The 26,633-nt window shown below is 39.8% G+C and carries 20 protein-coding genes; 6 read left to right on the forward strand and 14 right to left on the reverse strand.

Going from position 1 to position 26,633, the window contains the following annotated elements; translation table 11 throughout:
• Positions 1-6 precede the first annotated feature (6 nt).
• The 4 genes from AC2INI_RS19120 to AC2INI_RS19135 all read right to left on the reverse strand — a co-directional run bounded on the left by AC2INI_RS19120 (position 7) and on the right by AC2INI_RS19135 (position 6,473).
• Positions 7-3,138, reverse strand: a complete 3,132-nt coding sequence (locus tag AC2INI_RS19120) for an efflux RND transporter permease subunit (RefSeq protein WP_486306046.1) — start codon at positions 3,136-3,138, stop codon at positions 7-9.
• Complete coding sequence (locus tag AC2INI_RS19125) at positions 3,135-4,604, reverse strand: efflux RND transporter periplasmic adaptor subunit (RefSeq protein ID WP_486306047.1); 1,470 nt, start codon at positions 4,602-4,604, stop codon at positions 3,135-3,137. Before AC2INI_RS19125 ends, AC2INI_RS19120 begins: the two co-directional genes overlap by 4 nt.
• Before the next feature lie 10 nt (positions 4,605-4,614).
• On the reverse strand, positions 4,615-5,949 hold the full coding sequence (locus AC2INI_RS19130) for a TolC family protein (protein WP_486306048.1): 1,335 nt from the start codon (positions 5,947-5,949) through the stop codon (positions 4,615-4,617).
• A 107-nt stretch (positions 5,950-6,056) separates the two neighbouring features.
• Entirely contained in the window at positions 6,057-6,473 is a 417-nt protein-coding gene (locus tag AC2INI_RS19135; protein WP_375320474.1) for a hypothetical protein, read from the reverse strand.
• Between the two features lie 191 nt (positions 6,474-6,664).
• Here AC2INI_RS19135 and AC2INI_RS19140 point away from each other — a divergent pair, with 191 nt between their 5' ends.
• On the forward strand, positions 6,665-7,690 hold the full coding sequence (locus tag AC2INI_RS19140) for an acyltransferase (protein ID WP_486306049.1): 1,026 nt from the start codon (positions 6,665-6,667) through the stop codon (positions 7,688-7,690).
• A 65-nt stretch (positions 7,691-7,755) separates the two neighbouring features.
• On the opposite strand, the gene AC2INI_RS19145 is transcribed toward AC2INI_RS19140, so the two are convergent.
• Positions 7,756-8,601 carry an alpha/beta fold hydrolase gene (locus AC2INI_RS19145; protein WP_122033507.1) on the reverse strand — a complete coding sequence of 282 codons (846 nt, stop codon included), beginning with the start codon at positions 8,599-8,601 and terminating at the stop codon, positions 7,756-7,758.
• Positions 8,602-8,807: 206 nt separating this feature from the next.
• Here AC2INI_RS19145 and AC2INI_RS19150 point away from each other — a divergent pair, with 206 nt between their 5' ends.
• From AC2INI_RS19150 to AC2INI_RS19165, 4 genes are all read left to right on the forward strand, one after another.
• Positions 8,808-9,992: an NnrS family protein gene (locus AC2INI_RS19150; protein WP_486306050.1), complete on the forward strand. Its 1,185-nt coding sequence runs from the start codon at positions 8,808-8,810 to the stop codon at positions 9,990-9,992.
• Positions 9,993-10,149: 157 nt separating this feature from the next.
• On the forward strand, positions 10,150-11,613 hold the full coding sequence (nagE, locus tag AC2INI_RS19155) for an N-acetylglucosamine-specific PTS transporter subunit IIBC (RefSeq protein ID WP_486306051.1): 1,464 nt from the start codon (positions 10,150-10,152) through the stop codon (positions 11,611-11,613).
• Between the two features lie 211 nt (positions 11,614-11,824).
• On the forward strand, positions 11,825-12,502 hold the full coding sequence (locus tag AC2INI_RS19160) for a response regulator transcription factor (RefSeq protein ID WP_486306052.1): 678 nt from the start codon (positions 11,825-11,827) through the stop codon (positions 12,500-12,502).
• Complete coding sequence (locus AC2INI_RS19165) at positions 12,483-13,835, forward strand: sensor histidine kinase (protein WP_486306053.1); 1,353 nt, start codon at positions 12,483-12,485, stop codon at positions 13,833-13,835. The genes AC2INI_RS19160 and AC2INI_RS19165 overlap by 20 nt, the downstream gene beginning before the upstream one ends.
• Here the strand turns inward: AC2INI_RS19165 and AC2INI_RS19170 are convergent, their stop codons facing one another.
• From AC2INI_RS19170 to cmoM, 5 genes are all read right to left on the reverse strand, one after another.
• A complete protein-coding gene (locus AC2INI_RS19170) occupies positions 13,836-14,450 on the reverse strand; it encodes a DNA-J related domain-containing protein (protein WP_486306054.1) in 615 nt (204 codons plus the stop codon). It lies immediately after the preceding gene.
• A 90-nt stretch (positions 14,451-14,540) separates the two neighbouring features.
• A complete protein-coding gene (gene mukB / locus AC2INI_RS19175) occupies positions 14,541-19,013 on the reverse strand; it encodes a chromosome partition protein MukB (protein WP_486306055.1) in 4,473 nt (1,490 codons plus the stop codon).
• A complete protein-coding gene (mukE, locus tag AC2INI_RS19180) occupies positions 19,010-19,753 on the reverse strand; it encodes a chromosome partition protein MukE (RefSeq protein ID WP_486306056.1) in 744 nt (247 codons plus the stop codon). The genes mukB and mukE overlap by 4 nt, the downstream gene beginning before the upstream one ends.
• Positions 19,734-21,071 (reverse strand): chromosome partition protein MukF, encoded by a 1,338-nt coding sequence (mukF, locus tag AC2INI_RS19185; RefSeq protein WP_060993850.1) that lies wholly within the window; start codon positions 21,069-21,071, stop codon positions 19,734-19,736. Before mukF ends, mukE begins: the two co-directional genes overlap by 20 nt.
• Before the next feature lie 25 nt (positions 21,072-21,096).
• Positions 21,097-21,876, reverse strand: coding sequence for a tRNA uridine 5-oxyacetic acid(34) methyltransferase CmoM (gene cmoM / locus AC2INI_RS19190; RefSeq protein ID WP_486306057.1), 780 nt, complete (start codon positions 21,874-21,876; stop codon positions 21,097-21,099).
• Positions 21,877-22,011: 135 nt separating this feature from the next.
• On the opposite strand from cmoM, the gene elyC reads away from it, so the two are divergent.
• Positions 22,012-22,878 (forward strand): envelope biogenesis factor ElyC, encoded by an 867-nt coding sequence (elyC, locus tag AC2INI_RS19195; protein ID WP_486306058.1) that lies wholly within the window; start codon positions 22,012-22,014, stop codon positions 22,876-22,878.
• Positions 22,879-22,945: 67 nt separating this feature from the next.
• On the opposite strand, the gene kdsB is transcribed toward elyC, so the two are convergent.
• From kdsB to msbA, 4 genes are read right to left on the reverse strand one after another with little or no spacing between them, the layout of a single operon-like run.
• Positions 22,946-23,692 (reverse strand): 3-deoxy-manno-octulosonate cytidylyltransferase, encoded by a 747-nt coding sequence (gene kdsB / locus AC2INI_RS19200; RefSeq protein WP_486306059.1) that lies wholly within the window; start codon positions 23,690-23,692, stop codon positions 22,946-22,948.
• Complete coding sequence (locus AC2INI_RS19205; RefSeq protein WP_122033499.1) at positions 23,674-23,871, reverse strand: Trm112 family protein; 198 nt, start codon at positions 23,869-23,871, stop codon at positions 23,674-23,676. The genes kdsB and AC2INI_RS19205 overlap by 19 nt, the downstream gene beginning before the upstream one ends.
• Complete coding sequence (lpxK, locus tag AC2INI_RS19210; RefSeq protein ID WP_486306060.1) at positions 23,852-24,859, reverse strand: tetraacyldisaccharide 4'-kinase; 1,008 nt, start codon at positions 24,857-24,859, stop codon at positions 23,852-23,854. The genes AC2INI_RS19205 and lpxK overlap by 20 nt, the downstream gene beginning before the upstream one ends.
• Positions 24,859-26,607, reverse strand: a complete 1,749-nt coding sequence (gene msbA / locus AC2INI_RS19215; protein ID WP_486306061.1) for a lipid A ABC transporter ATP-binding protein/permease MsbA — start codon at positions 26,605-26,607, stop codon at positions 24,859-24,861. The genes lpxK and msbA overlap by 1 nt, the downstream gene beginning before the upstream one ends.
• Positions 26,608-26,633 lie beyond the last annotated feature (26 nt).

Consider the following 26,633-nt stretch of genomic DNA (forward strand, 5'->3'; position numbering starts at 1 on the left):
TTGGTGCTATATTTGATCACTTTGACACTGACGCTGTTTCCAGAGTTTAAATACGGCAGGAATAACAACTAATGTCAGTAACAATGCTGATACCATTCCACCAATCATTGGCGCTGCAATTCGTTGCATTACTTCAGATCCTGTACCTGAGCCATACATAATTGGAATTAGACCAATAATTACAGTAAGCACAGTCATCATGACAGGACGAACACGTAAACCCGCCCCCTCCCCAATCGCTTGTGTTAAGTCTTGTTGAGTCGGTAAGTTGTTTTTCTCAGAAGCATTATTCTGTTTTTCATTCCATGCTTGATTTAAATACACCAACATAATTACGCCTATTTCAACCGCAACACCTGCTAAAGCAATAAAGCCAACCCCAACAGCAATAGAGAAATTAAAGTTTAAAATATGCATGAGCCACAGGCCGCCAACCATAGCTAACGGTAATGTGCCCATGATAATTAACACTTCAGAAATTCGCTTAAAACTAAGATAAAGAAGCAACATAATAATGCCAATCGTAATGGGAACTACCGTTGTTAAGCGCTCTTTAGCTCGTTCCATATATTCATATTGACCAGACCAACCTAATGAATAACCTGCAGGTAAATCTAATTGCTCATGAACGACTTGTTGAGCTTCGTGAACATAAGAGCCCAAATCTCGACCATCAATATCAACAAACACCCAACCATTAGGTCGTGCATTTTCTGTTTTGATCATTGGTGGACCATCTTCATAACGAATATCAGCCACATCAGCTAACGCAATTCGAGCACCATTAGCGGTAATGAGCGGTAAGTTTTGCAATTTAACGACAGAATCTCGATACGACTGTGGATAACGAACATTGATCGGATAACGCTCTAACCCTTCAATGGTTTCACCTACATTCATTCCACCAACAGCGGTTGAAATAACTTGCTGTATATCTTTAATATTCAATCCATATCGAGCTGCTTGGCGACGTTTTATATCTATGGTTACATAACGGCCACCAGCTACACGTTCTGCATAAACAGAGGTTGTACCTTGAATGTCGTTTAAAATAGGTTCTAATTCTGCGCCGATCTTCTCTATAACTTTAAGATCTGGCCCCGCAATCTTTATTCCTATTGGGGTTTTAATCCCTGTCGCCAACATATCGATACGCGTTTTGATTGGCATTACCCATGCGTTCGTAATTCCGGGAAATTGAATCAATTGGTCTAGCTCGTTCTTGATCGATTCCGTTGTGACACCGTCACGCCATTCATCTTTTGGTTTGAATTGAATAACCGTCTCTATCATGGTCAATGGTGCCGGATCAGTCGCGGTTTCCGCTCGACCAATTTTTCCCCACACGGTATCGACTTCAGGAACGGTTTTAATCAGTTTATTGGTTTGTTGTAGTAACTCTCTCGCCTTACCAATTGAGATCCCTGGATAGGTTGTTGGCATGTACATTAAATCGCCCTCATCCAATGGCGGAATAAACTCACTGCCCATTTTAGAGATCGGATAATACGCAGAGCCCATAAGTACGATAGCAACAAGTAAAACCGTTTTAGGAAAACGTAAACTCACATTAAGTAGCGGGCGATATAACGCCACTAATGTTTTATTAATTGGATTCTTATGCTCAGGTAGAATCTTTCCTCGAACAAAATAACCCATTAATACTGGAACTAAAGTAATAGCCAAACCTGCTGATGCTGCCATGGCAAAAGTTTTTGTAAAGGCTAATGGGGAAAACATCTTTCCTTCTTGGCCTTCTAACGCAAAGACGGGAACAAAACTTAACGTAATGATAAGTAATGAGAAAAATAATGGAGTTCCCACCTCTTCCGCAGCTTTACCGATAACTTGCCAACGGTTCTCATCCGTTAATGGCGTTTTCTCTATGTGCTTATGTACGTTTTCTATCATTACAATCGCACCATCGACCATGGCACCAATGGCAATCGCAATACCACCTAACGACATAATATTGGCATTAATACCTTGCCAATGCATCACGATGAACGCGGCTAAAATTCCAACCGGTAAACTTAATGCAATAACCAGTGATGAGCGAATATGGAATAAAAACAGAGCACACACAATCGCAACAACAATAAATTCTTCTGCCAATTTTTCCCATAGATTAGTTACAGCATGGTCTATTAAGGTTGATCTATCATAAGTCGCTTTTATTTCAACGCCTTCTGGTAATCCCTTCTGAAGTTGAGCAAGCTTTTCTTTCACGTTAGCAATAACTTCACTGGCATTCTCACCAAATCGCATCACGATCACACCACCAACCGCTTCACCCTCGCCGTTAAATTCGGAGATCCCACGGCGCATTTGTGGTCCAAGGTTAATGTCTGCAATATCGCCAAGCAGCAATGGCGTTCCTTTATCTGTTACTTTTAATGGCAGTGACTGAATATCTTCAATACTGCTTAAATAACCTGAAGTGCGAACCATATGCTCAGCTTCTGCTACTTCAATAACGGAGGCGCCTGCTTCTTGATTTCCGTCTTTAATCGCTTTATTAATTTGTTGTAGTGTTAGGTTATAAGCTCGTAATTTATCAGGATCAATTTCAACCTGATATTGCTTGACCATTCCGCCAACGGTCGCGACTTCCGATACGCCATCAACGGTTTGTAATTCATACTTTAAGAACCAATCCTGCAAACTACGTAATTCAGCGAGATCATGTTTTCCTGTTTTATCTTGTAAAACATAACTGTAAACCCAACCCACACCTGTCGCATCTGGACCTAATGTCGGTTTTGCTTCTGCTGGTAACTTAGGTGCGACTTGACTTAAGTACTCTAAAACACGCGAACGTGCCCAGTACATGTCGGTATCATCATTAAAAATAATATAAACATACGAGTCACCAAAGAAGGAATAGCCGCGAACGGTTTCAGCTCCCGGAACCGCAAGCATGGCTGTCGTTAACGGATAGGTAACCTGATCTTCCACCACTTGTGGTGCTTGTCCTGGGTAACTTGTTTTGATGATCACCTGTACATCAGAAAGATCAGGCAGAGCATCTACTGGCGTATTCTTTACACTGTAAATCCCTGCTACGACTAAGGCGAACGTTGCAACTAACACTAAAAATCGATTTTTTATCGACCAACGAATAATGGCAGGGATCATAATAATTCCCCTTCTTTCTCTATCTCAAGCAGTTGATATTCATCATTTATCTTTTGAACTAGAAACTGAACCGCTTCACCTTCACGAAAAGAAACTAAATCAATCTCTTTATCGACCGAAAAATTCATTTCACCCGCTTTCCAATCCCATTGTGATACGGGTTTATGAGCAAAGGTGACCATACCAAAATCAGCCATAAGCATGGTGATATTTCCAGAGATCCAAACACTGTTTTCTGGTCCATTAATTCGACTTAGTTCTGCCGTTTTACTTGATTCAGAATCTAATAAGAATTGAGCTGATGTAACTACTTTATCGTTTTCTTTCAATCCCTTAACGATTTCAACTTTATTCGCAGCTTCACGGCCTGCAATGATGCGAACTGAACGATATTTACCTTCTCCTTCATCTAATACAACACGTTCCATACCATTTGAACGTATTACCGCTTGGCGAGGAATCGTCAATACTTCCTCTTTTGTTTTAGGATGAATTGTAATGTTTGCGAACATGTTGGGCTTTAATGCACCATCTTGGTTATCAAATTTTAAGCGCATACGCATGGTTCGTGTTTTTGGATCTAAAATCGGATAAACGTAATCAACTTCGCCTTCCCATTTTTTTCCAGGGACAGCATCGAGTGTCATTACCGCTTTATTACCTGACGATAACCAGTGTGCCTGACGCTCAAAAACTTCTGCATCTACCCAAACTTCTTCTAAAGGCCCCGCGCTTATCACAACCTGAGAAGGCGATAAATACCCTCCTTCACGAATATTCAGACTTGCAATAACACCACTAGATGTTGCTTTTATCTCTATGTTTTTATTTGCTTTACCTTGTCTAACAATATAATTAATCTGTTTAATATCAACGCCAAAAGAATGTAATCGCTCTCTTGCGCCTTTAACTAATCCTTTGCGGCCAGTGCGATACGCGTTTAATAATTCTTCTTGTGCTTTTACAAGCTCTGGAGAGTAAAGCGTAAATAATACATCGCCTTTATTTACTTTTTCACCAATCGCGTTGATATTCAGTTTCTCAACCCAACCCGCAGCCCGCACGTTGACTTGCCATAATCGACTTTCATCAAATGCGATGTAACCGACGGTATCTATATTTGGTGACAAAATCGTTTTCTCGACAAACGCACTTTTTACGCCAAGGTTATTAACCACGCTTGGATCAATTGTTACCGTCCCTGCTAGTGCTTTCTCACCTTGTCCTTCATCGGCATAAACAGGCACTAAATCCATTCCCATTGGTGATTTACCTGGCTGATCTCGACGATAATTTGCATCCATAGGAGCAACCCAATATAAAGGCTCACTTTTCTCAGCACCGACTTCTGAACTGTTATTCATCGTCATAGACGCCATATCATGCCCTGAGTACAAGCTCATACCCGAAGCGCCAATAACGCCACCAATCACGATTGAAAGTAATGCTATTTTAACTGGTTTCATTTTCTCTTCCTTACTGCTCTGATGGCGAAAGTTGTGGCGCAGAAACGTGATAATCAAAGCCATTTAGATAAAAAGCTAAGTTACTGTATGTTTTATCTAAATCACTGAATAAACGTTGTTTTTCTAGTTCAATACTCAACTCATCGCTGGCTGCTGAAATCACATCATTAAATTGTGCGGTATTATTTTCATAACCACGCTCAACGGCTCGAGTTCTGTCTTTTGCTTGGGGCAGTAAAGTATGGTTATAACGAGAAAGACGCTGCTCAAGATTGTTTTTATCAACCAATAGCGAATTTACTTTTGCGTTCATTTGACGAAGTAATACGTCACGTTGTGATTTTGCAGCACCCACTTGATATTGCGCAGCTGCATAGTTTTGGTCTTGACGTTTGTCGGTAAATAGCGGGAGATCCATGGTTACATATGCACTCACCAAATCAGACGCAGGTTGTCCACCCATGCCATTCGCTTGACGATAGGCATACATTACTTCTACACCAAATTGAGGTGAATAAGATTCATCGGCAATATCCACTTTGGTTTTGGTTGCGGTTATCGCTAATTCACTCATTTTTATTGTTGGATTCGACTTCAATAAGTCATAAAATTCAGTATCTTGACTTGCCTTTGAATTTAATAATTTATTCAATGTCGACCACTCTAGTGCTTTTATACCTTGCGATTTTTGCTCGGCTAAATTAGGCAACCATTCTGTGAGTTGTGCATAGATACGGCCTTGCAACTGACGATTCGTTTGCAACTTTTCATCCAATCGACTCAATTGAAGCTGAGCTTGTAGCAAGTCCTGACTTTCACTTTTACCAATCGAATAATTGGTCTTAATGTAGGTTTCCATCTCTGACAGTAGTTGACGATTCTCATGTAAAATAGCTTCTGCTTTTTGTAAGAACCCCAACTCAATCCAAAGTTGAGTAATGGCATTTGCCACTTCTAACTCACGAACTTGAACCTGCATTGCTAATACATCGGCTTGTTGCCCCGTTTGCTTTTGTTGTAAGTCTAAACTTGAGCCTCGACCAAACTTTTGCATTAATCCGACCGATATATTGGTCATAGGGTCTTCATCAAATTTAAAACTGTCCACCGGTAAACCACCAAAACCGACTTTTAGCGTAGGATCGGCAAGCGTTGAACTCGCAATACCTGTAGATCGAAGTGCTTGAGCTTGTGCGTATATTTGCTCTCTACTTGCATCAGAAGAGAGTGCTTGTTCGATAAGTTGTGTTAGCTGACTTTCTGCCATCACTTGATTTGAAATCATTAACGAGATCGCAGAGGCTAACCACACTTTAGTAAAGTGTTTACGTGCTGTATTTTTCATGGAAACATTCCAATAACGACATGATCGTAAAGACAGATCAGTGCCATGATTAAACCGGAAAATAAGAAAGCTTATTTAGCGTATTGATTTAATAGATATAATTGGAATTAAACTATTGGAGGTCGATATAAGGAAGAAGATGAAAATGAACGAGGCTGTTCATTGTACAAACCATATTTGATAGCAAAAGCTAATGAGTTAATTTGAGTATTCAAGCCAATTGGTAAAGCATAAACCGATACTGTACATACTGTTTTACAACAGTTATCACCTTTATCAGAACAATGGTCATTATTATTCATCGACATAGATGACATATCACATTCCAAGTCACTACTTTGAGACTCTTTTGGTGAATGGCAATCAGGCATGCTATAACTCATAGGCGACATTTGACTTTGAGGCATTGCCATGTTCATGGTCATTCCTTCCATTTTCACTGGATAGCTGTAAGCAACACTAGATAGCACTAATGCCATCAGCGTAACGCTTACCACTAACCACTTAGAAAAAGAAGAAAACACTATAAATGATCCATATATTCAGAATTAGCCAGATACTAAGGCTTCCACTAGGGGTAAGGTCAATAGTTTTATGTGAAAACCCTCTCATTTATGAAAACATCCAATGCAAAAATCTCAACGAATTAATCTAACTCATATATTTTGTTAAAAGTCCTTGATAGATTACGCAAAAAATTAAGGATGTTATTTTAATGGAAAACTCTCAAAAAATCGCAAGCTTAGAGCTCGGAAGGCTTATTGCTATGTTTGCGATTATTGCTTTGCACTCACAAGTATTTATGACGTATCTCCTGATGGAGGATATTCCTGTTTTTGGCTATGCTTTTAATCAATTCACTCGTTTTGCCGTTCCTTTCTTTTTCATTTTATCCGGTTATTTTATTCAACCTAAATTAACTGCGGCTCCTTTAAAAACAGTACAGTCTTACTCTGCTCCGTTACTTAAAATTTGGTTAGTATGGAGTTTTTTATGCCTAGTAATGCCTTTTAACTGGAAAAAGGTTGCTGAAAGCGGTTATCTAGCGGAGCGTACAGGATATTGGAGCTGGCTAACTCAGAACCCTCTTAATGCAATTATGGAAGGTGGTATGGTGCACTTATGGTTTATTCCAGCTCTTATTATCGCCGTTGCTATTATTGGTTTATTAGTTCATTTTAACAAAACAAGATGGCTTATTCCTGTTGCTGTTATCTTGTATGTATATGGCCTTGCTGGTGGCAGCTACCAAACATTAACTGAAGTTTGGACTCCATTCTTTACTAGGAATGGCCCTTTCTTTAGTACCTTAATGCTTGTCATTGGCTTTGAATTAAGAAGAAGATCAATCACACTATCATCAACAAAAGCGATTATCTTATTAGTCTTAGGCTTTGTTATTCATTTTAGTGAGGCTTATTGGCTAACAAGTTTTGACGTTCCTTTTAACCTGCATGATTTCTTAATCGGTACCCCATTAATTGGCATCGGCATGTTTTTTCTATTGTTATCAAAGCCGAGCTTAGGTCATCACCCTATCACTTTCACATTAAGCAAGCATGTTCTTGGTATTTATGTATGCCACCTACTCTTTGTGGTTGTGTTCTTAAATATTACCGGAATGATGGGACTGACTTTAGCACTAAGAGATTTTGTGATTGTATTTGGAACGGCTGGGGCATCTACTTTGTTTGTTTTAACGATGAACAGAACGTCGTTACGTCGGTTGTTATTTAGATAAATAAAAAACAGATGCATTCAGCTCCTGCGATGCATCTGCTTTATCTCACAGCTTATTGATTTAAGTTAACTTAATACATCAAATGCTTTCTTCGCCTCATCACTCGCCATTACTCGACCATGACCCAAACCTGTTGTTGGGTATAGTGTGACATGCTTAATATGCTCAGACGCTGATTTTGAAAGATCAAAACTGGTAAAGCGATCCTCTTTATCATGCACAATGATGGTTAGCGCTTCTCTTTGCGTTAATCGTTGATACGGGTTAAAACTATCAATAGAACGCTGGTATTGATCTTCTATATCACCAACAATCGCTTTAAATAATTTAATTGAGTACCCAGAGCGCTCAATGCTACGGAATAAATTCTCGGTATAGTTAAGTACTGGTGCAATTAACAGTAAAGGTGCATTATCCAACTTCACATGATGACATTCCAGTACCGCAGCCGTTCCCATGCTATGTGCGACTACCCCCACCACATCACCACAAGAATCCAATACCGCATTTAAACCTTCAATAAACGCAGGTAAATGGGCATGTTTTCCCTCACTTGCACCATGTGCAGGGTGATCAAAAGCAACAGCGGTAAAACCTTGAGAAGCGATGTGCTCCATTAATGGATAGAATTGACTCGAATTCCCCGACCAGCCATGAGCCAATACCCAAGTAGGACCAGAGCCAAGTTGATAAAGACTAAGTTCACCTTCAGATGAGTTCAACTTACTCTTTATTAACCCTTCTGGCTCAGAGTTTTTTGATTTGGTTCTTACAGGAGTTAATAGTAATTTACGCCCCATCTTCTTCGCGTGACTGGGGATCAATAAGTGATGCAAACGCGTTACTGCATTTAAAGCACTTCGTTTAAAGCTAAACTTGTTCTCTGTACCAAAGTAAATTTCCTGACTCATGAGTACGTCCATTAATAATTTCTATCTGTGCATCTTATCTAAAGTATCCTCTTTGTCGATAGAGCACTTTAAAATTTAACAATTAGATCACAAACTCTATTGTGTAATCTAAAAATACACCTGAAACATAACATGCATAAAAAATACATGTTATTGGTTTTTATTTCAGTTATACTTATTTTGTCCTTACGAATTGAGAAGATCTTATGATGAATATTACAGATAAAGCTGTCGAAGAAAGAATTCCACCTATACTGCGTTTAGGGTTTCGACCGTTTTTTTTATTAGGTAGTATCTATGCCATTATTGCTGTAGCTGTATGGGTTTGGGCATTTCAAACAGGCCAACCTAGTTACCTAAACGTACCTGCTCTTTGGTGGCACGTACATGAAATGCTTTTTGGTTTTTCAATGGCAATTGTCGCTGGTTTTGTTTTAAGTGCCGTTCAGAATTGGACTGGTGTTAAAGGAACTTCCGATAAACGACTCGGTTTGATTGTCTTATTATGGTTGTTACCGCGAGTGTTATTTTGGACTTCAGCACCACTTTGGTTAATTTCAAGTATCGAAGCATTGTTTATGCTTACTATTGCGTATGAAGTTGGATTCCGTGTAATCAAAACTAAAGGAGTTCGTAACTTCTTCTTCATTCCGCTATTTTTAGTCGCTATTGCCGCGAACTTCGCTAGTTACGCAACAATTAAAGGCATGCCACCATTTACTTCTGCTGCGGTTTGGGAATCCATGCTTTGGTGGTTTACGTTATTAATTTCAGTAATGGGGGCACGAGTAATCCCATTCTTTACTGCACGTCGCTTTCAGTTTGAAAAAGCACAGCCGATGATGTGGTTAGAAGCCTTATGTAATATTCCGCTGGCAATGCTATTTATTCTTAGCTTTTTCCCTATTACCTCTGCCGAAATTAGCCCGTACTTAATGGTGATAGCAGGATCAGCACAACTTATTCGTATGCTTAGCTGGAAAGGGTATAAAACACTGAGTGAGCCATTAGTATGGTCTCTTCATGCTGGTTATTTATGTATCCCTTTAAGCCTATTAATTCGTGGTTTTGCTAATAATAATTTTATTTCGCACACAGCAATTCATCTCTTCGCTATTGGTGCATTAGGCGGGGTGATTTTAGCGATGATTGCTCGTGTCACTATGGGTCATACTGGTAGAGAAATCTATAAAGGACCTGTTATGTGGCCTGCTTTCTCGGCTATTATTCTTGCTGCTGTGGTTCGCTCTGTCGGCGTGATCTTGTTCCCTGAATACATGATGAATATGATCAATATTGCTGCAGTATTATGGGCATTTGCATTTGGTCTATTTGTTTGGCATTTTGCCCCTATGCTATGCAAAAAACGTGTTGATGGTCACCCAGGTTAATTTACAGCACGAATAAACAAGATCCAACTCACACATTCTTAATATTACTGTCAACATTAACAATAGTTAATGTTGGCACAACCTTTCCTTAATCTTCCCCTCTGTATTCTTCTCTTAGTTTAAAAATAATTACGATTTTTACTTTGAGGAATATAATATGAATGTATTAGGTTACATGCAAAAAGTAGGTAAAGCGCTGATGGTTCCTGTCGCTACGCTTCCTGCTGCCGCGATATTAATGGGTGTTGGTTACTGGATGGATCCAACTGGTTGGGGTGCCAACAGTGTATTCGCTGCGTTTTTAATTAAATCAGGCGGAGCTATCATTGATGTGATGCCGATGCTATTTGCCATTGGTGTGGCGTTTGGTTTGAGTAAAGACAAAAACGGTTCGGCGGCACTAGCAGGTTTCATTTCTTTTACCGTTGTTACTACCCTTCTTTCTCCTGCGGTTGTTGCTCAACTTGAAAACATCCCTTTAGATCAAGTTCCTGCGGCGTTCGCTAAAATTAATAACCAGTTTATTGGTATTATTGTTGGTATTATTTCTGCTGAAATTTACAACAAATACTCTACGGTTGAGCTACCAAAAGCACTTGCTTTCTTTAGTGGCAAGCGTCTTGTTCCTATCTTGACTTCAATTGCAGGTATGGCTTTATCATTCGTACTTCTTTACGTATGGCCTGCTATTTTTGATGCACTCATCTCGTTTGGTACTCAACTTCAATCAATGGGTGCTGTAGGTGCGGGTCTATTTGGTTTCTTTAACCGTTTAATGTTAAGTGTTGGTATGCACCATGCGCTTTACCCTGTGTTCTGGTTTGATGTTGTTGGTATTAACGATATTCCAAATTTCTTAGGTGGCGCACAGTCTATTGCTAACGGTACTGGTATTCCTGGTCAAACAGGCATGTACCAAGCTGGCTTCTTCCCTATCATGATGTTTGGTCTTCCAGGTGCTGCACTGGCTATGTACCACTGTGCAGAAAAACGCAATAAAGCCGCGGTATTCTCTATCATGCTTGCTGCTGCAATGGCGTCATTCTTTACTGGTATCACTGAACCGCTAGAATTCAGCTTCATGTTCCTTGCTCCGTGGTTATACCTGATCCATGCAATCTTAACGGGTCTATCTCTATTCATCGCTGCAAGCATGGAATGGATGGCTGGTTTTGGTTTCTCTGCTGGTTTAGTCGATTTTGTACTTTCAAGCCAAAACCCATTAGCGGTTAAATGGTACATGTTGATCCCACAAGGTCTTGTATTCTTTGTTCTTTACTACACCATCTTTAGATTCGCGATTAAGAAGTTTAACTTCCTAACTCCAGGTCGTGGTGAAGACATGAATAAAGATGACTCTGTAGAAGAGAACATTACAGATATAACAAATGCCTACATTGAAGCAATTGGTGGAGCAGACAACATTCTAGAAGTAGATAACTGTATTACTCGCCTACGTTTAACAGTAAAAGACTCTGGACTTGCTGATAAAGATAAGCTGAAATCAATTGGTGCAGCAGGTGTTGTTCCAATGGGTAAAGGTGGCTTACAAGTAATCATTGGCCTAGGAAAAGTAGATAAAGTTGCTGCTGAAATGAAAGTGATTTTAAAAGCAGAATAGCAATCTAATTAAATACGAACCATATTTAGTTAAATTGGTATCAGCCCCATAATATTCGTACCAGATGTTATGGAGTACAACTCAAGAGCCTTAATTCTTCCCCCTTTAAGGCTCTTTATGATGTATTCCTATTTTCGTTATTTTCAAAACTAGTTATCTAATCACTCTCTTTTTCTTGCTACAATGTATGAACTAAATATAGAGAATTCTTATGAAAATATTGGTTATAGAAGACGATCAAACCACCCGTAACTTTATTGCTAAAGCATTAGAACAAGAAGGCTTTATTGTCGATAGTTCTGGCGATGGTAAAGAAGGCTTAATGATGGCAATTAGCTGTGAATATCAGTTAATTGTGCTAGATCGCATGCTTCCTAACCTTGATGGCTTAAAGATTTTATCTGCAATTAGAGCGACGGATAACAATACACCCGTTCTTATTCTTAGCGCACTAGATAGCGTAGACCAACGTGTTGAAGGCTTAACCGCGGGCAGTGATGATTATCTAACTAAACCTTTTGCTTTGGCAGAGTTGCTAGCACGCATTAATATTATCTTGCGCCGTAACCGTCCAATAGAAAATACGCTAAACGAAATACAGATCAATAATCTAACCATTAACCTTCGCTCTCAAAAAGTCACAATAAACAACGTCCCTATCGCATTACAGAATAAAGAGTTTATTTTATTACGTTTTCTTGTAGAGCATGTCGATGAAGTCGTTTCTCGTATGCGATTATTTGAAGCTGCTTGGGATTATCATTTTGATCCTAAAACCAACGTCATTGATGTTCATATCGCTAAATTGCGTAAAAAGCTAGAACACGGTGGTGCAGTAAACCTGATCGAAACGGTACGTGGAGCGGGTTATGTTATTAGACAAGCGTGATGAACTGTATCGCTCATCCATCTTAAAACTATTAATCTGGTTTGCTGTTGGCTTATTCTTGATGATGGCTCTTCTTCTTTATCAACTGTATTCCACGTCTCTGCATTTATATAACCAAAACCTTGATGATTGGCTACAGGGCGAAACCTCACAACTTCAATCCATAGCAAATAGCGAAGGCATTGAGGGCGTTCAGCAAAGCATTGATAATAGTAAAGATAATAATCGCTACATTTATCAAATTGTAAACCATGCCTTCCCAATACCAACAGATACATCGTCAACCTCTTACCCTGTTATTGCACAGATCAGACAATATCAAGCCAATAATGATTTACCCAATATGAGAGCAACAAGAATAGAACTTCCTGATGGCTCTCTACTAACGGTAGGTATTGATCAAGAACGCTATTTAAGTTTTAAAAAACAACTAGATAGTTCTGTTATTTGGGGCACGTTTTTCCCCTTTATCGCTTTGTGCTTAATCGCAATCCTAATTGCCGTATATATCCTTAAACGCTTAAATCTTGTCAATCAGACCATGAACCGAGTGATGCTAGGTGAGCGTAATGTTCGCTTAAAAGTCGGCCCTGATATGAATGAATTTGATTTACTGGCTTTGCATTTGAATAATATGCTAGAGCAAATGGAACAGAGTGAATCTAAACTTAAATCATTAACCGTAGATATTGCTCATGATTTAAGAACCCCAATGGGACGCATTAAACTACGTATTGAAGATCTTTTGTATGATAATACTGTAAGCGATTATCATCAGGATAAATTAGAAAACATACAATCCGATTTCTCCCTTCTGCTTGATACCTTCAATGGCATGATGGAGTTATATCACTTAGAGAATGGGGGAACTCCCGTTAATAAACAGCAATGTGAATTAAGCAAAATAGTTCAAGACGCCATCGAATTTGCAGAGCCTACCGCATTAGATAAACAACAAAAGTTATATTTGACTATAGAGATGCCCTGCCCACTCTACGCTAACCCAAGTCTGCTTTTTCGTGCTGTATTTAATATCATCGATAATGCGATTAAATATACTCATAATGGTGGTGTGATTGAAGTGATTGTCGATTGCTTTGGTGTCGTTGTTGCTGATAATGGTATGGGGATAAAACCAGAAGATAGAGAGCGAGCATTAGATCAATTAGTACGTTTAGATCCTAGCCGAACAGAGCATGGCTTTGGTTTAGGCCTTGCTCTGGTTAAAACAGTAATGAAGATACACACTGGAAAGATCAGCCTAAGTGACAACTACCCAGGCCTACGAGCCCGTTTGTTATTTGATGACACCGTGAAAGTACTCAATAAATGATTAACGCAGTACATTCCAAGCTTCACACATCACTCTAAACTTATCGGCATTACCTGTCGCTCTGTCTGGATGATGTTTCATTGCCAATTTTCGCCATTGCTTTCGAATGTCTTTTGCAGTGGCGCTTTCTGACAAACCAAACAGTTTTAACGCTTGGATCCGATCCATTGAGGAAATAGCGCTAGATCCTCCTAAATAACGACGGTAATTACTCCAAAATTCGTTCAATAAACGCTTAACTTCATCTTCTTCTACTTGGTAATTTGTCCACTCTAAATAATATTCTCTAAGTGGATGCGTGGTATTAATAGCCTGTGTTGAGCCTTCTGTTTCTGCCACCGAGAACAACTGTATGCTCATGGCTTCTACTTGCAACCATTGCTCTGGATACAACTCAGTTTGCAGTTGATAGAGTGCATTCATGATCAAAAAATTACGCTTAAACAGATCTTTATCTGGGCTTTCATCAAGCTGTGCTAATAAGCCTTTTTCGATCAAATGCGAAGATAGCGTATGAACTTTCCACTCTTGATTTGTTTCTTGTAGTACCTCAAACAACGGCCATACCAATGGATTTTCAAACTGGCCGTCTGTTTTATCTAAATGCTTATCCATTACTTCTTATGCCTCATTTGTTCAATTAACATAATAATTATAAAAAATGGCAGCCATTTCTGACTGCCATTTATTTACAAACTTAACTCACTATTCAGCAATCTCTGCTTCTTCTAGTGTTTGTTGAGTTCGGCTTGCTGCTGTATCTTGTCCAAAACCCTTTAGACCCACCACATGAACGTGTTCACGATCTTTAAAGATCTTACGAACCAGTTTATACGTCGTACCTTTCTCTGGGCTGATGTTCTCTGGTGCCGCGATTAATAATTGCATATCCAAACGGTCACACAATTCAAATAACGTCGCGATAGATTTACCATCCAGACGTGCCGCTTCATCCAAGAACAGTAGACGACAAGGCATGATGTCTTTGCTACGAAGGCGACGAGACTCATCCTCCCAACTTTGAATAACCATTAGTAGGATCGCTTGACCCGTACCAATTGCCTCACCTGTTGATAATGCGCCCGACTCTGCTTGTAACCAGCCATCAGATCCACGGTTTACTTCAATGTTTAGCTCTAAGTAGTTACGGTAATCCAGTAACTCTTCACCTAATGTTTGTGGTGAACGTTGACCTACATCGATATGTGGGTTGATACGTTGGAACAGTTTCGCAATTGCTTCTGAGAACGTAAAGCGAGGATTACCAAACAAGTCTTGGTGCTGTGCTTGATGCTCAGACAGACCAGCTAATAATGTCGCGTGCGTTTCTCGGATACCTACGTTTAGACGAACACCCGTAACTTGACCAAAACCAATTTGAGATAGACCTTGGTTTAGCATACGAATACGGTTTTGCTCGCGTTGAATGGTTTTACGAATAATGTTCGCAACACTTTCAGAGCTTAATGCTAAGCGGTTTTCACGAGATGTTAACTCTTCAGTCAGACGACCAAGCTCGGTTTCCATCTCTTCAATTGCTTCAACTGGATCATCAGTATGAATAATATCCTGACGAATACGTTCACGAAGATGTTGATAAACCGCAATGTAGAATAGAACTTTACGCTCAGGCTTGCTTGTGTCTTCAGAGGCACGTAATGAATCACGTAGATCTTCGTTATCAGCGACAGCTAAACGAAGCGCACCTAATGATTTATCCGACATTGAACGCAGTTCTTCAGCACTTAAATACGCCAATTCACGCTTATGTAGACGACGTTCAACATCATTTTCACGAGCTAAACGTAGAACTGAACACCAACCTGCTTTTGCGTTAACCACAAAAGTACGTAGCTCTTTGTACAGTTTTTCAACTTTACGAGATTGCTTAACTAAACCTTTAATCTCAAGCTCGTTTGATGTGATGCCTTTTTCTAGCTCACTCTTACGGCCACGAGAACTGTGTAGACGCTCGTTCAATTCACCTTTACGAACTTCAGCTCGTTCTAGTGCGCTTTGGTCAGCATGAACACCAAACTCTTGCAGTTCACGCTTAAACTCTTGAACCGTTTCTTGTTTTGCTTGATGTGAACTCTTAAGCGACGCCATAACTTGGTTGTATTGGTTTGCTTGAGCTTGTGATTGCTTTTGTTGCTCTTTCGCTTTAGTACGCGCTTGTTCTGCTTGTACTAATTTCGCTTTAAGTTGTTCGTTTAGTTCACTGCTCTTATTAAGTAAGGCAACTGCATCTTCATAACCGAAGTGATGGCGACGCTCTACTAAATCAGAAATAGCAAACAGCTGAGCTTTAATGCTTTGTAGCTGTGTATCAATTTGTTCATGTTCAGCTTTTAGTGCATCAAACTGCTCAGGATCCACTTCTAGAGCACGTTGCAAGCTTTCTAACTCAGTAATGGCTTTACCATTTTGACGTAGGAAACTTTCTGCTTCTGATACTTGCTCAACTTGAACACTGATCTCTTCAAAACGCTCTGTGATGGTTTCATCTTCAAGCACATTGATATGCGGTGCAATTTTAGCTAATTGAGACAGGGCCTCTTTTGACGCTAAAATTTGAGATTTATGTTGCTGCTCAGTCGCGACCAATTCATTTAATTGACGATTCGCTTGTGATAATTGCTCACGTGCTTTCTTCAATTCAACTTCTGGATCGGCATCGAACGCGACTGCTAGGTGTGTTGATACGAAACCATTAAAGCTTTGGTATAGGCGTTGAAGTTTTTGTGAATCAAATGCCGCTTTTGCATGCTCTTCGACCGCAATTTCACGTTCTTCACGTAATGTATCTAAACGTTGCTCACGAGCAGCACGACCAAACAATGGTAACTCAGGGAAACGAGAGTAACGCATTTGGCGATCATTTAGATGAACACAAACAGCATTCTCCATTTCATCGGCATCAAATACGCTATCATCAAACGCGTCAATATCACCTTCAATGATGTAAAGATCATCAGGGCAATCATCAAGATCAACCAATTTATCTTTAATACCAGACAAGTCAGAAACAACGATAGCATGACGAGCTGGACCGTAAAGCGAGCTGAAATACGGTGCATCACTTAACGTAATATCATCGTAAATTTCAGAAAGCAGTACGCCACCTAATGTATCCGCAAGACCTTTAAGGCGAGCATCACCACTACCACCAGGAGCAGCTAAACGTTCAATCTCACCATCTAACTCTTCTTTACGAGCAGCAAGACGATCTTTATTAGTTGAAAGTACACGTTCGTTTTCTAGCGTTTCTTGCATCTTGCTGATAACCATATGGCTATCTTCTAACTCAATACCACATTGGTCATTAAGTTTGTTTAATGCATCGTTTGCTGCAATCCATTTTGGTGCGATCGATTCTAAACGCTGAGTTTCAGAACGAAGTTGCTGTTCTTGACGTTTTAGCTCTGAGCGCTTATCAATGATATTTTCTTGTTGTTCTTGAACGGTTTCAAGCATCTCTTCATGACGAGCTTGTTCTTCTTCAAGTACAATTTCAGAATCCACAGTTATATTAAAACGTTTTGCATATTCAGCCGCTAATTCTTGAGCTTGACGCTGTAAACGCACGGCACGTTCTAAATCTTTGTATTGCGCTTTAAGCTGCTCTGCACGCTCTGCAATATTGCTGAACTGACGAGCTTGTTCAATTAAGGCCTTCGCTTTATCTGACGCTTCGCTGCGCTCAACATGACCTGCAATTGAGGTAACTAATGCCAAGCCACGTTCAAATTGTTGAACCGCTGCAGAAGAAAGATCCAACTTATGTTTAATCGCAAGAAGTGCGGTTGTTTGACGCTCTTCTTTTGCTTTTAATTCAGATTGAAGATCTACCGCATTGTTTTGCGTTAGTTCATCATTTGCTGTTAGCTGTTGTGCTTTTTCAAGAGCTTTAACCGCTTGTTGATATTGAAGCGCACGAGTTTGCTGCATATCCAACGCTTGTTGGTAGTCAGCAAGTTGTGTTTTAAGGCTATCAACTTCTTCTTCAGTTAATTGTGCTTGCTCTTCTGACATCGCAAGTTGTTCAGCGGCTTCTTCCACCACCATAACTTGCTCTTCTAGACGCTCTGTTAGCTCTTCTAGATCTTCAGAGTAGCGTTCAATCTTCTCTTGTTGACGAACGGCTGTCTGCACTAATTGAAGATGATCTGAGGCTGCTTGATAATCTTGCTCAAGACCTGATTCAGAATCAGTCAGCAGCTCTAGTTCACTCTGCATATTGTTCAGTACAGAAGATAAACCGACTAAGCTATTTTGTGCATTCATTAACTCAACGCGGTGCGTTAATGTTTGCTCAAGTTTTTTACGGCGATCATTCGCATGACGCATGTAATCTGAAGCAACATAGTTAGTTGACTCAGTAATTAAATGTTTGAATAAGTCACGATCAGACTGAGTGGTTTTGATCGCTTCTAATGTCATACGGTTTTCACGCAGTGCCGCTTCCATATCTTGGAAGGCTTTCTTAACACCACCATTTTGTGGCAATAAGTAATCACGTAAAGAACGCGTAATTGCACTTGAAATACCACCGTATAAAGATGCTTCAATTAAACGATAGAATTTAGAACGGTCACTTGTATTACGAAGTTTCTTAGGCAGAACACCGTAATCAAACATTTGCGCATGATAATCAGTAACTGAGTTAAACGCTTTGAACTGAACACCTTCGTATTCTGCCGTAATGTCTTTTACTTCATTAATTTGACGAACACGAGCTTGATTATCAGACACCGCCTCGATCATTAAATCGGTTGGTTTCACATGACTTGGAAGACCAACAATAATGAAAGGTTTAATATCTACTTTCTTATCACGGCCAGCAACTTGCTGTAATTTAACCGCAAACAGAACACGTTGATTACGTGAATTTACAACGTCTAGTGCAGCATAACATGCACCCGGCTTTAATTTACCGTGTAGACCTTTATCACGAGACGCTTGTGAGCTACCCGCTTCAGTTGTGTTACGGAAATGCAGTAATGATTGGTCTGGAATTAGTGTTGTGATAAACGCGGCCATCGTGGTCGATTTACCCGCACCGTTACCACCAGAAAGTGTCGTTACTAGATTATCAATATCAAAGGTACGAGCAAAAAAGCCGTTCCAGTTAACCATGGTGAGTGATTGATATTTACCACGTTCAATCATGCTCATGCATCACCTTCCAATTCTAATTCATGCTGCTCTTCAGCTGGCGTATCATCTAACTTTGCAGTTTCATCAAGATCAAAACTTGATTGGCTCGATTCTTCTTGATGAACCACAACCGCTTCACCATCACGGATCAAGCGTAATTGCGCTTCTTTCATATCATCATTAGAGCGAACATCAGCACCAAAACGGAATACCGCTTCACTGATACGGAATTTACCCTGCTCACCTACTTGAATGATCATACCTAGACGCTTTAAACGACGCAGTGAAGTACGAACTTTATCAAACAGCTTTTCTTTATCTAAGTCAGAACCTGATGCACGGTTAGTCACTAACTTCATTAGCTTTTGTTCATCAGCTAACACTAATAGCTCATCAAACAGCTCTTGGTTTGTAAAGATACCTTCGTGAGCCAAACGCTCTGGGCTTAGGTATAAGAAACACAAGACTTTACCAACTAACATGTCTATCTCAGCCAATACACTGCGTGCAATGAAAGAGGTAGAGCGCGGACGTAAGTAAAAGAAACCTTCTGGCGCTTTTACTAATTCAGCATGATAACGCTGATAAAACATACCAAGCTCATGTTCAAACTCACACAATAAACCGTGGTTATCTAAATCTTCGCTGGCAATATGACGGCCAGAACGCAATAAACTGTCTAATGCTGGGAATAATGGATTAGCAATTGCTTTTGCTAACTTCTCAGGTATAAATTCTTCAATATTTGTCAATGACATTTGCTTGTACCTTCGCACCGAATTCGTTAATAGATTGCCAATCAGGTTGAACGGCTTGGAAATCGGCTTCTGAATAACCGAGACGCACGGCTTGATCTACCACGATACGGGCAAGATCAAAGTGCTGAGAATGAGGATAAGTCGTTAGGTAGTTTTTAAGCATTGTACCTAATTCAATCGCTTCACCCGTCGCTTTATGACGTTGAAGCATTTCACTCACTTGTTCTGCTAAGATATCTGTGATTACACTTAACTCTTCATATTCCATTTCATCTGGAACAATACCGGTGACTTCGTCATCTCGTAGAATTAAGGCTTCATCACGCATATCTCGTAATCGTTCTGTATCGGCATACGTTAACAGCCAAGGCGCATCAAAATAGCCTTTAACTGAATCACGCAGACGTTGACTGAACGCACGGTTTTTATCCATATCAATCGCGGTACGGATAAACTTATGTACGTGTCTGTCGTAGCCAATCCACAAATCAATCGCTTGTTGTCCCCAACTTACAATGCGGTCAAGTTTCATTTGCAATGAATACAACAAGGCATCAATAAACTCTAATTCTTCATTACCATAAACAATTTCTTGAATATTGAGTAATTCTGTTTGAAGTTGATCGCCTGCTGCTTGCAATGAATCTTGCAGTTCACGTAAGTTGCCAGAGGTTTCATCAAGCAGCTTTTCACAGCTAGAAATCGCTTCACGCCAATTTTGGTTTAGCAGCTCTGCAATTTCTTCTTTAACTGATTGTTGTTGCTCATCCATTACACGTTGGTTTAGATCGATACGATCAAAGATCTCACCAACTGAGTATTTCAGAACTCCGAATACGTTTTTACGCCAGTGCTTAGCTTCACCACCTTTTTCAGCGGCTTGCGATGCTTTCTGGATCTCTTCTGCAACCATCGTCAACTGAATAGAAAGCTTCAATTTAGAGAATTGACGGTGGCGCACGTAATAATCGGTAATGCCTATCGCTAGTGGTGTTAAACGATAGATGTTCATTCCATCGGTACTTTCACCACTAAAACGGCTAATTAAACGTTGTTTTACTAATTCATTGATTGCATTGTTCGCACGAAAAGCAATGGTGTCATTGGATTGACCAAATAAACCACTGATGATACCAAACGCGTCGTGAAGCTCACCTTCACCCAGCTCATCATCAAATCTTTCATTACTGAGAACAGCAATGGCCAACAAAAATGCCAGACGTTCAGTCGGCAAGTTCAATGAGAAATCGTGCTGTTTTACCCAGCCAACCAGTTCATCAACCGTTTGGTCTGTAACAGCATTAGAAAACTCACTCATTGTGTATCCTTTGTGTACATCATTATTATTTTCTCTTCGCCCATACGTGAATATAACGACCAAGAGAGAGATAAGGTTCTTGACGGCATAACTGCTCTTCTAGTTTTAGCACGTCTTCGATTTGGTAGTCCCCCATGTATTCCATATTACCAATGTAATCATGAAATGAGCGAATACCCGATTTCCCTTCAATTTCATAACCAGCGTCTTCAATCCACTGATAGACATCATGAGGCATTAAGCCTTTTTGCGGTTGTAACTTAAACCGTTTTCTATGTGGCATGCCATCTAAAACATGAGGAATGTTGCCACATATCACATTTTTCAATACTAAACCGTGGTGATTATAAAACATAATCGAAGCATAGCCACCTGGCTTCACTTGCTGCAATAGAATATCTAAGGCTGTTTTTGGATCATCTAACCATTCCATTACTGCATGGAAGAGTAGAATATCAACCTTACCAACTTTATGCTGTTCAATTTCTTGTACAGCTGAATGAATAAATTGATATTGAGCCAATAAACCATTGTCTTGAACCGATTCTTTCGCTAACTTCAACATTTCTGAAGAAATATCACATAACGTCACCAAATGTCCTAATTTGGCCATTTGTTGAGATACCTGACCAATTCCTCCACCGGCATCTAAAATAGAAAGTGGCGCAGAATTTGCTTTAATATCAGCTAAGATAGTTGTTATATCTTGCCATACAATCGTTTGACGGATCTCGCCTTTGTCAGAACCATAAATGTTCTTTGCAAATTTGTGGGCGATGTCGTCGAAATTACGGTCTTTATTCACAGTGGTTAAGTTATGATATTATCTATTGGAAACAAGCATTGTCGCATAAGAGCTCAAGGAAGTAACAGCATGACGCTGTTTTTTGCTCTCAAGTGGTGATTTTTCATTCTATATCATCGGTAATAGTCAAAAAATATGTTTGAGTTAAAGAAGTTTGTATCATCAATGCTCATGCCCCTACCTGGATTACTCCTTATAGGGTTCATCGGTCTATTTATTTTATGGTTTTCTAAAAGGAAAGGATTTGCCTCTTTTTTACTGACACTATCTCTTATTGGGATTTTCTTACTGTCTTTTCAGCCAGTAACTACGCCGTTACTTAAATCTACAGAGCGAATATATCCTTCGTATATCAGCCCTGAAGTACCTGTAGAATATATTCTCGTTCTTGGTAATGGGCATGTTGTTGATGATGAAATATCACCAATTTCTGAATTATCACGCGCCGCCGTTATGCGCTTAACGGAAGGGATCCGTATTTATCGAATGTACCCTGGTGCAAAATTGATTTTGTCAGGCTACAAGGGTGGAACAACCGTTAGCCATGCTCGTATGATGGCACGCGTTGCACTGTCTCTTGGTGTTAATAAATCAGATATTCTATTATTAGAAAGTGCGCAAGATACACATGAAGAAGCAATACAAACATTAAATTCTGTCGGAAATAAAACCTTAGTACTCGTCACATCTGCAAGCCATATGCCTCGAGCTATGGCAGAATTTAAACAGTTAGGTATGAATCCAACACCAGCGCCAACCAATTATTTAGCGCACTCTGAAATTAAGCAGCCATGGGAAAAATACGCCCCTAAAGCTAAATATTTAGAGCAATCTGAACGCTTTTGGTATGAGCAAATGGGCCGCTGGTTTATGCAGTTGAAAGACTTTCTTATTTCAAACGAACGACAAGCACAAGAGACCCCAAAGCTTGAAATTGAAGATGTAATGGAAAAAGTTGATGAGTTAAAGCAATCTCTTCCTTTACCCAACAAAGACAAATAAGCTCTAATAAAAAAGCCCGAATCTACTAAAAAGTGGGTTCGGGCTTTTCAATGTATATAGAGTTAGTTTATTTAAGAATAGCTCTAACTTTTTCTAAATCTTCAGGCGTATCAACCCCTGCTGCAGGTGCTTCTTTAGCTACTGCTACATGGATCTTTTCACCATACCAAAGCACTCGTAATTGTTCTAAACACTCAATTTTTTCAAGTACACTTGGTTGCCAATTAATATACGTATTAATGAAACCTGCACGATACGCATAGATACCAATATGACGAAGTAATGGGTTCGCAGTTAGTGATTCACCTTGTGCAAACGCATCACGATCCCACGGGATCGAAGCTCGACTAAAGTACAGTGCGTACCCTTCAGCATCGGTAACCACTTTTACGGCATTTGGGTTAAAGACATCCTCTTCTTCATCAATCGCTACTGCTAACGTTGCCATTGGTGCAACTGAATCTGCTAAGTTTTGTGCAACTTGCTGAATGATACTAGGTGGGATCAAAGGCTCATCACCTTGAACGTTCACAACAATTTCATCCGCAGTAATACCACATTTTTCAATAACTTCAGCAAGGCGCTCAGTGCCTGATTCATGATTTGAAGAGGTCATGCATACATCACCACCAAACGCTTTCACTACGGCTTCAATACGACTATCATCGGTTGCGATAATAACGCGATCAGCACCCGCTTTTGACGCTTGCTCATAAACCCATTGGATCATTGGTTTACCACAAATATCAGCCAGCGGTTTACCTGGTAAACGAGTTGATTGATAACGCGCAGGGATTATGACTGTGAACGACATGATTCCACCTCTTCCATGGTCATACGACGAGCTTCAGGTTCAATCATTACTGGAATACCTTCTTTGATAGGATATGCCAGACGATCAATTTTACAGATCAGCTCTTGCTTATCTTTATCGTAGTTCAATTTTCCATTACACACAGGACAAGCAACGATTTCAAGAAGACGATAATCCATATTGTTCTTTTACCTCTATAATTTTATTTAATATTTGTTGTGCTTTTTCTGCTGGAAATTCTGCATCAACAGGTAAATACCACCATGACGACTGAGCAAAAGATTGACACTTAACGGCATCTTTCTCTGTCATTATTAGTTGTTCGCCATACTGCATTAAGTTTTGAATTTCTGTTGGTTCAAAGGCTTTATGATCGCCAAAACCTTGAGTGTGTACGACATCAGCCTTAAGCAAACTCAATGTGTCAAAGAAACGAGGTGGATGACCAATACCAGCAAATGCCACCAAGTTTGATAATGAAGTAACCGGACATTTTTCCCCAGTGACTAAATTAATCGCATGGCTTGGAGTCAGTTTCATGGATATTTCATTTTGTTGAGGTTGTTCACCATTACAAATCAAAAAATCAACTGTTGATAATCGCTCGATACCTTCTCTTAATGGGCCTAAAGGGATGTACTGTTCATTACCAAAACGGCGTTTACCATCAATAATGATAAATTCGACATCGCGCTGTAAGGCGTAATGTTGTAAACCGTCATCGGTAATAATGATATCCACACCCTGTGCTTCAAGCATTTTAACAGCTTCACTTCGCACAGGAGCAACCGCAACATCGGCTTTAGTACGCTGCTTAATCAATACCGGCTCATCACCTGAAATGTCGGGAGTTGTCGTTTCAGTTAACAAATAAGGGTAATGTGGGGCTTTACCACCATAACCACGAGAAGCGACACCCACTTTGTAGCCTTGCTGCTGTAATTGCTCTACCAGCCATACCACTACCGGTGTTTTACCATTACCACCAGCGGTAATATTTCCAACCACGATAACAGGAACCGACGAACGATAACTTAGTTTCTTACCCGATTGATAATCCGCTTTACGTTTAGATGCAATCCATTTAAATAGGCAGCTAAGTGGCCAAAGAATCGGCCACAATAACTTTCCTAAAAAATGGTTATCAAACCAAATTTTCTCAACCATTAATCACCAAACTGAATGCGGTGTAACTGTGCATAAGCACCATCATGTGCAATGAGTTCAGCATGGGTTCCACGCTCAACCACTTCCCCTTCGTCGATAACTAAGATCTGATCTGCACTTTCAATGGTTGATAAGCGGTGAGCAATAACTAATACCGTTTTGTCTTTTTGCAGCTCATCTAATGCTGATTGAATCGCTTTTTCTGACTCGGTATCTAGTGCTGATGTAGCTTCATCAAGAATTAATACCGATGCGTTTTGTAATAAAGCACGAGCAATAGCGATACGTTGACGTTGACCACCCGATAAGCTTGCACCGTTTTCACCAATCATGGTATCAAAACCCTGTTCCATCTTATTGATGAAATCTGATGCATAGGCAAGTTCTGCAGCTTTCTCTATTTCTTCGCGACTAAATTTACCCTCTGAAGCATAAGCAATGTTATTTGCTACCGTATCATTAAATAAATGCACATTTTGAGAAACTAACGCAAAGTGTTTACGAAGATTTGGAAGCTTATAATCTTCAATCACATCACCATCTAACGAAATAGAACCAGAATCTACATCATAGAAACGGGTGAACAAATTCGCAATCGTACTTTTACCAGAACCAGAACGACCAACTAATGCCACCGTTTTACCTGTCGGAATATCAAAGCTGACATTACGTAATGCAGGACCTTCCGCTGTTGGGTAAGTAAAGGTGACATTTTCAACTTTAATCTCACCGTCAACTTTATCTTTAGTAATAACACCGTCGTCTTTTTCTTTGTCCATGTCCATTAATTCGAACAAAGTTTGACATGCAGCCATACCACGTTGGAAATCAGACGTTACGCTTGTTAAGCCTTTTAGCGGACGCAATAAACCAAACATAGCAGAGAAAACAACCGTAAATGTACCAGGAGTTAATGTCTCTTTAATTGAATCAACACTTGCTAAATATAAAACGGTAACTAATGCAAAAGAGGCGATCATTTGAATTATTGGATTAGCTAAACCTTGAGCAACCACCATTTTCATGCCTTGCTGACGCATATGATTACTGATGTTATCAAAACGCTCAGATTCAACCTTTTGGCCACCGTAACTAAGTACCACTTTATGGCCTTTTAACATTTGCTCAGAGGTCGCAGTCAATGAACCCATTGCCGTTTGCATGTTTTTACTGATCTTTCTAAAACGCTTAGAAACAAAGCTAATCGCAAAAGCAACAATTGGAGCAACAACAACTAGAACAAGAGATAGCTGCCAGCTGTTCCAAAACATCAGACCAAGTAAACCAATAATACTTGCTGATTCACGCACAATATTTACTAATGCTTTACTGGTTGCAGAAGCGACTTGTTCTGAGTCATACGTAATACGTGACAGCAAACGACCAGTAGATTCTTGGTCGAAATAGCTCACAGGCATATGCATAAAGTGATTGAAGATCTGGCGTCGAATACGCATTACCACGTTACTCGCGACCCAGCTCATGCAATAACCAGAAATAAAGCCACTAAAACCACGAATAAACATCATCGCTAAAATGATAAATGGCATTTTCTTTAAGAAATCAGAATCTGCGCTACCAAAACCTTCATCTAATAATGGTTTCAATAATGAAATCATATAGGTATCACTTAAGGCGTTTATAACTAACGCGACAACAGCAACCCCCAACCCAGCCTTATAGAGAGAGATCAGTGGCCATAAACGTTTAAATGTTGCCCATGTAGATTCGTCTTTTTCAATAGTCATAAGTACTTATTCTTCATATACAATTA

Source organism: Aliivibrio friggae (genome assembly GCF_057368515.1).